This window comes from Methyloversatilis sp. XJ19-49, assembly GCF_024580145.1.
GTDB lineage: Bacteria > Pseudomonadota > Gammaproteobacteria > Burkholderiales > Rhodocyclaceae > Methyloversatilis.
Genome location: NZ_JANINI010000015.1, coordinates 86,620 through 94,828, shown reverse-complemented (window position 1 = coordinate 94,828; position 8,209 = coordinate 86,620). Strand labels below are relative to the sequence as shown.

Below are 8,209 nucleotides of genomic sequence, written 5' to 3'. Positions count from 1 at the left end.
CTCGCCGCGATCGATACCGCGATGATCGCTGATCAACGCGCCGATCGCGGCGAGGCCGCCGCTCCCACAGTCCCTGCGCTCGAGGACGGGCAGTGGTTCCGGGGGCGCCTACTGCAGTGCCTTGATCTGTTCCGGTGACAGGCCCTTGACGGCCTTCGCTGCTGATTCGCGGGCGCGGTCGCGGTCGGTTTCGATGATGGCGTGCACCGAGTTCATCACCTTGTCGTAGGCGGCAGCCGCTTCGTCCTTGCTGATCTGGCCGGTTGCGGCGCGCTCGCAGGTCCGGTAGAGCGATTCGCGCAGGAAGGACAGCATCTGCGTGCGCTCGGCCAGCCTGACGACCGACGCGTCGAGCTCCGCCGATCCGCCTTGCGACTTGCCCTGCGTCGCTTCCAGCCGTGCGATGAGTTTGAGGGTGGCGTCCGGCGCGGCTTCCGCGCAACTGCGGACGACAGGTGCCGGGGCAGCAGCCGGAACTGCCGCCGCCGCCGCAACAGCGCCAGCGCCAGCACCCGCCGCCGGACGCGCGGGCTCGGGCAATCCGAGCTTTTCGCTCAGCGTGACCGCCGGTGTCACCGGCTTCAGTGAATGGTCGTACTTCGCCCAATACTGCTTGTGCGTGTCCGGCGCCTCATCACGGCCGGCACTTTTCGTCCCGAGACCGGCACAGCCGGACAGGACCACGGTGGCAAGCGCGACGGATATCGGCAGGGATTTCATGCTGGCTCCTTTTGAATTATTGGTATGTGTCGTGCCGCGGGCCTGCGCCCACGAGCATCAATCACCTTAGCAAGAAGAAGGCCAGAGAGCCGCCGGCCCTACCCCTCACATCAGATGCTTCACGGCGTCGAGCGCCTTCTGCGCGCACACTTCATCTTCCTCTTCCGAGCCGCCGCTGACACCGATGCTGCCGATGTGCGCGCCCTTCGAAGTCACGATCGGCAGACCGCCTATTATGGTGGAGGTGTGCGGAATCAGTTCGGCGCCGATCACCGTCTTCGACAGGTCGCGGAACTGGCGCGTCGAAAACGGCGCGCCGGCCGACGTGTCGGCCTTCAGCTGCGCGACGCGGATGCTGATCAGGATGCTGCCATCCATCCGGCTGAAATGCTTCGGATTACCGGCTTCGTCGTTGATCGCGATGATCATGCGCCAGCCCTTTTCCTTCGCATGGCGTTCGCACGCGTCGGCCATCAGACGCGCAGTGGCGAGGTCGAGCGTCGGGCGTGCCGACTGTGCCAGCGCAGGAGCAGTCATCAGCGCGCCTGCGCAGGCGAAGGCGGCAAGCAGGCCGCGTGATGCAGCCTTGAATCGTTTGTTGTTCATCAGGTTCTTTCGGGTGAGTCGTGCTGGAGCTGTTCAGTAATACGGAATTTCGTCTTCATCCTTGGCCAGCTTGTCGGCCGCCTGGACGCGCAGCGCTTCCTCGCGCAGGAAGGCGATGATCTGCCAGATTTCCTCTTCCTTCAGCGAGTTGGCGAAGCCGCCCATCTGGGTACCGGCGCGGCCGTGGGCGATCAGCTCGAACATCTGGCCATCGCTGTTTGCGCCACCCGGGCCCCAGGCGCCCTTGACCAACTGAGGCCCCTTGCCGCCCTTGCCGCGCGAGTTGTGGCACTGCTGGCAATTGCGGCCGAACAGTTCTTCGCCCTTGCCGGCCGCACTGCGATCGCCCGCCATCGGATTGTTGGCCGGCGCCTGGCCCGGGCCGAACGCCTGCACGCTGCCAGCCAGCGCCAGCAGCAGCACACACTGTGCTGTGTATCGAACCATCTGCCACCCCTTTGTATTGCAGCCCGCGGACGGGCGACGCCCGCGGGGCTGGTCAATGTCTTTCATCTGCCGCCGTGCCTGTTGGCCGGTGGCAGCCCGTTGCGCGTCGCGATCAAGTCGAGCGAGCCATCGGCCTGCAGCGCGCCGATTGCCGCGTCGACTGCACCGGTCAACGCCGTGTCGCTGCGCCGGCTGACCATGACGAAGCGGGTCTGCAGCGCCGGCGCCTGCAGCGTCTCGCGCACGACCACACCCGCGGGCAGTGCATCACCCGCCACCCGTCCGGCCCACAGCAGGCCGGCGCCAACCTGGCCCTTCGCCAGCGCATCCAGCAACGCTGCGCTGCCGGCGAACGGCGAGCGGTTGAAGCCGCCGGCCAGCAGGTACAGATCGGCCGGCGTGGCGGTGACCGCGCCGATCTTCTGCGCGCCCACCCCGGCCATCGATCCGATCGGGCTGGCCGCCGGCGTCAGCAGCACATAGCCGACCGACACATAGGGCTGCGACGCCACCAGTCCGCGTGACGACAGGTCGTCATCGCTGCCTTCGGTCACCGGCATGCCGGCGAACAGCTCGCAACTGCCGGCCTGCACCGATTCCTTGAGTGCGCGTCCCAGGCCGCCGCGTTCCTGCAGCGTGATCCACTGCCAATGCACCGCGCGGCCGAGGCGCGCCGCGACGGCCTGCGCGACGTCCACATCGACACCCACCGGCTGGAGGGTGCGCGAAGAAAACGGCGGGTTCTGTTCGACCACGCACACGCCGAGCGCGGCGGGAGCTCCGCCGGCCGACACCGGCAACGCGGCACACGCCAGCAACCCGAACAGGCATCGCAATGAACGTGCCGCGCTGCGCGTCATGCGTTCAGTCCGCAAGACCGAACACCATCATTCCGCCGCCGCGGTTCTGCTGCTTGAACAGCTCGCCGTAGACCAGCGGCCACAGGCTGCCGCCACCCGGGCCATACACGATGGCGACGTACTGCTTGCCGTCGACCGTGAAGGTGGTCGGGTTGCCGTGGATGCCGGTACCGACGTTGAAGCGCCACAGCGTTTCACCCGAGTCGTCGCGCATGGCCGAGAAGAAGCCTTCGGCGTCACCCGAGAATACGACACCGCCAGCAGTCGCCAGCAGGCCGCTGGTGGCCGGCGTGCTCTGCGGACGCGACCACACCTGTTCGCCGGTGGTGGCGTTGAACGCCTTGATGCCACCGGTATAGGGGTTGGCCTTCAGCACCTTGGACGACAGGAACCACTCGCCGCGCTTCCATTCCATCTTCTTGGCCTGGATGTCCATCGAGCTGTCGATGTAGGGCACATAGAGCAGCTTGGTCTGCGGGCTGTAGGCCGCCGGGTGCCATTCCTTGCCGCCGTCGAGAATCGGCGCGATGTCGGTGGCGATCTTGTCGTAGCCGGGCACCTTGTCCGGATTGACGATGGGGCGGCAGTTGTCCTTGAAGCCGGTCACCCAGTTCACGCGCGCGATCGGCACCACCCAGTTGCACTTGCCGCTGGTGCGATCGATCGAGTAGAGGTGGCCGTTGCGGTCACCGTGCAGCCACACCTTGCGACCCTTTTCGTCGTCGACCAGGATGGTTTCGTTGTTGCCGTCATAGTCCCAGGCGTCGTTCGGTGTGTACTGGAAGTGGAACTTGATCTTGCCGGTCTTCGCGTCCATCGCCAGCGTCGAGTTGCTGTACAGGTTGTCACCCTTGCGCACCGACGGATCGAAGTCGGGCGTCGGATTGCCGACCCCCCAGTAGATCGTGTTGGTCTTGGCTTCGTAGTTGCCGGTCAGCCAGGCCGATGCACCGCCGGTGCGCCATGAGTCGTTGGCCCAGGTGGCGGCGTGCGGGTCATTCGGGCTGTTCGGCCGGGTCAGCGTCTGCCAGATGATTTCGCCGGTATCCGGATCGAGTGCGGTGATCTTGCCGACGTTGCCGCCGACATCGCCACCCGAATTGCCGACCACGATCTTGCCGTCGGCCACCAGCGGCATCGACGTGTAGATTTCGCCGGTGGTGTAGTCGCCCATCTTCTTTTCCCACACGACACGGCCGGTGGTGTTGTTCAGCGCGACGATATGCGTATCGAGCGTGGCCATGTACACCATGTCCTTGTACACAGCGACACCACGATTCACTGCTTCGCAGCACAGGCGCGGGCCGAGGTCGCCGGGCAGCGAGCGTTCGTACTTCCAGATCATGCGGCCGGTCGAGCCATCGAGCGAGAACACCTTGTTCTGGCTCGCCGTCACGTAGATGCGGCCATTCACGACCGTGGTCTGGCTGACCTGCGCGTCATTGACGCCGAATGACAGATTCCACTTCGGCACCAGCTTCTTCACGTTGTCGCGCGTCACCTGACCGAGCTGCGAAAAGCGCCAGCCCTGATAGTCCTTGCCGTAGTGCAGCCAGTTGTTGGCGTCCTTGTCGGCGTGGATGAGCATGTCGTCGCTGACGTAGTTGGGACGCCACTTGAAGGTGGCTTCGAGCACGTTCACGCCGAGCGGCGGTTCCGGATCTTCGGCCTGCACGGCGGCATTCAGGCCGAACATCGCGACCAGGCAGGTCAGGACAGGTCCGGCAAGGCGACCGGTTTGCTTGTTCATGGGTTCTCCTCCGTTTTTTTCGGATGCGCACAGCGGCATCCGGCGACAACGCGCGTGAGGAGAAATGCATCATCCATGCCAAAGCGGTGCAGGTCGGGCACGAAGGCGCCGCACGGGGAAAAGTCCTTTGTGAACAAGGCGGGTAAATTTCCCCAAACCACACGGGGTTATTCCTGCAGCAGGCAGGCACGCAGAAGAATGAGACGAACGTCTCAGCGCGCAGAGGCTACAGGTGTCTCAGGAGGGCAGGCGCGGGCGCGCCCTTTGGTCAGCCTTTCGGCCCGAGGCCGAAGAAGGTGCGGAAGCGGTCCCAGCGACGCTTGAACCAGGCCTTGGGCGTGTCCTGCACGTAGTAGGTCAGCATGAGGGTCCAGCGCTCGCCGTCGGCTTCGGTGGTGCGGCGCGCGCTGTGCCAGCTTTCGCGCTCCATCACGGCGAAGGCATAGCCGCTGGCCGGCATGAAATCCATCGCGATCGTCCTTTCCGCCTCGGTGCCGGTGCGGCCATAGTGGAACACCGTGCCGATGTGGCGCTGCGAGGCGTCCTTCGGCAGATAGAACTGCACGGTGATGGCTTTGGCCATCACATCGGCGTGGATGCCGATCTGATAGCCCGGCAGGTCGCACACCAGGATCGGGATGGGGTACAGATCGATCTGGTCGATGCTGCGGCCGAAGCGGGTTTCGAGCGACTGTCTGAACTTGAGCTTGAATGCATCCTGCATCTCGCGCGAGCGCAGCACGCGCGAGATCGAACCCCACAGCGCGCGCTGTTCTGCCGGCAGCCGCCACAGGTGTTCCGGATACAGGTACATGCGCCGCCGGGCGCTGCTGCCGTCGGCGCGCATCGCGTCCTTGTGGCGCAGATCGTGGAAGCGCTCGCGCGCCGGAATCAGCTTGAGCAGCTGCTCGTAGAAACCGGGCGAGAACACGTTCTGCATATATATATGCTCGAACGGTGACGTCTGCAGCGCGCTCGCCTGCACGGCACGCAGCATCGTGGTGTCGGGCGCGGGGTCGTTCGGGGCGGCGTCGACCGGAACGGACAGGGATGGCTGGGACATGATCTATCGCCTTGCAGCAAAAACTGGCGGCAGGATAGCGCTTTGCACGGCGCCCGTCAGGGGGCGGGTGTTGCGCGGATGCTGCAGCATCGCCGAGGCGCACCGTCATGAAGCTGCGGTACGCNCGCCCGTCAGGGGGCGGGTGTTGCGCGGATGCTGCAGCATCGCCGAGGCGCACCGTCATGAAGCTGCGGTACGCTCGGGGCACGGCGCTTGTGGCGCAAGGCCGTTGGAGCGGCGCCGAGTGGGAGTGTCCCTGTGGGAGCGGCGGCCTCGCCGCGATACGCACTCTGATCAGTGACCATCGCGGCACTGATCGCGGCGAGGCCGCCGCTCCCACAGGCCGCCGCTCCCACAAAAATCTCACCACTCGCCGTTCCCACGAAAACCCGGGCGATTTCCGTCCACACTCTGCATCCGAGGCTGCCGCCCCACGCCACTGCAACTGACCAAGCTCAACATGCCGCTGCCCGACACCGCCGACGCCTCCCGCCCCGCCCCGAGCGTACCGTTCGGCGACGCCTTCCTGTTCTGGCTCAAGCTCGGCTTCATCAGCTTCGGCGGACCGGCCGGGCAGATTTCCATCATGCATCAGGAACTGGTCGAGAACCGGCGCTGGATTTCCGAGCGCCGGTTCCTGCATGCGCTCAATTACTGCATGCTGCTGCCAGGCCCCGAGGCGCAGCAGCTGGCGACCTATATCGGCTGGCTGATGCACCGGACCTGGGGCGGCATCATTGCTGGCGTGCTCTTTGTGCTGCCGTCGCTGTTCATCCTGATCGCGCTGTCGTGGGTGTATATCGCGTTCGGCGATGTGCCGCTTGTGGCCGGGCTGTTCTACGGCATCAAGCCGGCGGTGACCGCCATCGTGCTGCAGGCGGCGCATCGCATCGGCGCGCGTGCGCTTAAGAACAACTGGATGTGGGCAATCGCCGGCGCCTCCTTCGTCGCCATTTTCGCGCTCAACGTGCCCTTCCCGGCCATCGTCGCCGCGGCGGCGCTGATCGGTTATGTCGGCGGGCGTCTGACACCGGATACCTTCAGCGCCGGCGGCGGCCACGGGAAGGTGGTCAAATCGTTCGGCCCGGCACTGATCGACGACGACACGCTGACGCCGGAGCACGCGCGCTTCCGCTGGTCGCGACTGGCACGCGTGGCGGTCATCGGTGCGCTGCTGTGGGTGATTCCGATGGCGCTGCTGACGATGGTGTTCGGCTGGGGCCACACGCTGACGCAGATGGCGTGGTTCTTCACCAAGGCCGCACTCCTGACCTTCGGCGGCGCCTACGCGGTGCTGCCCTATGTCTATCAGGGCGCGGTCGGCCACTACGGCTGGCTGACGCCGACCCAGATGATCGACGGCCTGGCGCTCGGCGAAACGACGCCAGGCCCGCTGATCATGGTGGTCGCCTTCGTCGCCTTCATCGGCGGCTATCTCAGCCACGAAATGCGCGCGCTGTTCGGGCAGGACGGCCTGTTCCTGGCCGGCGCAGTCGCCGCGACGCTGGTCACCTGGTTCACCTTCCTGCCGTCCTTCCTGTTCATCCTGGCCGGCGGCCCGCTGGTCGAATCGACGCATGACGACCTGAAATTCACCGCCCCGCTGACCGCCATCACCGCCGCCGTGGTCGGCGTCATCGTCAATCTGGCGCTGTTCTTCGGTTACCACGTGCTGTGGCCAGACGGCTTCGATGGCCGCTTCGATGCGATGTCGGCGCTGATCGCCGCCGGCGCCGCGGTGGCGCTGTTCCGCTACAAGCGCAACGTGATGCACGTGATCGCCGGATGCGCGGTGGTGGGGCTGGTCGCGAAAACCCTGCTCGGCTGAGCGTCGGGTGCTGCCGCATCGACATCGTTTGCGATGCGTCAACCGCTGCCGCAGTCGTCATCCCTAGAGTGCGACGCTGGGATCTTGCGGACGGAGCGGCACGGCATGGCACACGACGACGACAACCTGCGCTTCTTCCGCGCTCGGCATGCGGCCTTCGCACAGATACTCGACGCGCGTATTGACGATGACGCGCTTCTGGCGCGTCTGCTCGACGAGGCCTTCGACGGCTTCGAACAGGCGCTGCAGGCGCGGCTCGACGTTGGCGCGCCAGTCGCCTGCGACCGGGGCTGCGCCACCTGCTGCACGCTGCGCGTCACCGCCACCGCACCCGAGGTGCTGCATGTCGCGCGCCATCTGATGACCGCCGATCCGGCGGTGTGCCGGCGCGTCGTGCAGCGCATCGCCGAAGCCGACGCGCGCACCCGCTTCGAAAGCGAAGCGCAACGGGTGACGCTGCAAAGCCCCTGCCCTTTCGTCGACGACGACGGCATCTGCGCCATCTATCCGGCCCGACCGCTGGCCTGCCGCGGCCACGCCTCGCACGACAATCACGCCTGTTCGCTCGCCGCCTGCGGTCAGGTCGACGACATCCCGTATTCCGTCGCGCACCGCATGGTGCGCAGCCTGGTTCAGAACGCGCTGCAGGCCGCACTGCGCGACGCCGGCTACGCGTGGGGCGCCTACGAACTGAACCACGCGCTGATGCTGGCGCTGTCGCAACCCGAATCCGAGGCCGCCTGGCGAGCCGGAGAAGACGTCTTCTCCGAGGCCCAGATCGACGACGTCAGCCCGGCCGAAATGGCCAGCACGTTCGACTGGCTCAAAGGAGCGTAGCGCCCTCTGGCAGCGCCCGTTGTTGGGCATCGCTGCGCTCACCCCAACCTACATTGGCGCCGTATCCGTGGGTTGGGGTGAGCGCAGCGATGCCCAAC

At 66.0% G+C, this 8,209-nt stretch carries 8 protein-coding genes; 2 read left to right on the top strand and 6 right to left on the bottom strand.

Annotated features, from left to right (window positions below):
• Positions 1–108: 108 nt before the first annotated feature.
• From NMQ16_RS16735 to NMQ16_RS16710, 6 genes are all read right to left on the bottom strand, one after another.
• Positions 109–720 (bottom strand): hypothetical protein, encoded by a 612-nt coding sequence (locus NMQ16_RS16735; RefSeq protein WP_257082064.1) that lies wholly within the window; start codon positions 718–720, stop codon positions 109–111.
• A gap of 105 nt (positions 721–825) precedes the next feature.
• Positions 826–1,326: a heme-binding protein gene (locus tag NMQ16_RS16730; protein ID WP_257082062.1), complete on the bottom strand. Its 501-nt coding sequence runs from the start codon at positions 1,324–1,326 to the stop codon at positions 826–828.
• Between the two features lie 33 nt (positions 1,327–1,359).
• Positions 1,360–1,773: a c-type cytochrome gene (locus tag NMQ16_RS16725; protein WP_257082061.1), complete on the bottom strand. Its 414-nt coding sequence runs from the start codon at positions 1,771–1,773 to the stop codon at positions 1,360–1,362.
• Between the two features lie 62 nt (positions 1,774–1,835).
• On the bottom strand, positions 1,836–2,633 hold the full coding sequence (locus NMQ16_RS16720) for an ABC transporter substrate-binding protein (RefSeq protein ID WP_257082060.1): 798 nt from the start codon (positions 2,631–2,633) through the stop codon (positions 1,836–1,838).
• A 4-nt stretch (positions 2,634–2,637) separates the two neighbouring features.
• Positions 2,638–4,383, bottom strand: a complete 1,746-nt coding sequence (locus tag NMQ16_RS16715; RefSeq protein ID WP_257082059.1) for a PQQ-dependent dehydrogenase, methanol/ethanol family — start codon at positions 4,381–4,383, stop codon at positions 2,638–2,640.
• A gap of 268 nt (positions 4,384–4,651) precedes the next feature.
• Positions 4,652–5,446: a hypothetical protein gene (locus NMQ16_RS16710; RefSeq protein WP_257082057.1), complete on the bottom strand. Its 795-nt coding sequence runs from the start codon at positions 5,444–5,446 to the stop codon at positions 4,652–4,654.
• A gap of 460 nt (positions 5,447–5,906) precedes the next feature.
• Between NMQ16_RS16710 and chrA the strand changes: the two genes are divergently transcribed.
• Positions 5,907–7,274: a chromate efflux transporter gene (gene chrA, locus NMQ16_RS16705; protein ID WP_257082056.1), complete on the top strand. Its 1,368-nt coding sequence runs from the start codon at positions 5,907–5,909 to the stop codon at positions 7,272–7,274.
• 105 nt (positions 7,275–7,379) lie between these two features.
• Positions 7,380–8,111: a YkgJ family cysteine cluster protein gene (locus NMQ16_RS16700; protein ID WP_257082055.1), complete on the top strand. Its 732-nt coding sequence runs from the start codon at positions 7,380–7,382 to the stop codon at positions 8,109–8,111.
• Positions 8,112–8,209: the final 98 nt, after the last annotated feature.

Coding starts and splice junctions, on each gene's coding strand:
- NMQ16_RS16735 (WP_257082064.1), bottom strand. CDS start 720: ATGAAATCCCTGCCGATATCCGTCGCGCTTGCCACCGTGGTCCTGTCC.
- NMQ16_RS16730 (WP_257082062.1), bottom strand. CDS start 1,326: ATGAACAACAAACGATTCAAGGCTGCATCACGCGGCCTGCTTGCCGCC.
- NMQ16_RS16725 (WP_257082061.1), bottom strand. CDS start 1,773: ATGGTTCGATACACAGCACAGTGTGTGCTGCTGCTGGCGCTGGCTGGC.
- NMQ16_RS16720 (WP_257082060.1), bottom strand. CDS start 2,633: ATGACGCGCAGCGCGGCACGTTCATTGCGATGCCTGTTCGGGTTGCTG.
- NMQ16_RS16715 (WP_257082059.1), bottom strand. CDS start 4,383: ATGAACAAGCAAACCGGTCGCCTTGCCGGACCTGTCCTGACCTGCCTG.
- NMQ16_RS16710 (WP_257082057.1), bottom strand. CDS start 5,446: ATGTCCCAGCCATCCCTGTCCGTTCCGGTCGACGCCGCCCCGAACGAC.
- chrA (WP_257082056.1), top strand. CDS start 5,907: ATGCCGCTGCCCGACACCGCCGACGCCTCCCGCCCCGCCCCGAGCGTA.
- NMQ16_RS16700 (WP_257082055.1), top strand. CDS start 7,380: ATGGCACACGACGACGACAACCTGCGCTTCTTCCGCGCTCGGCATGCG.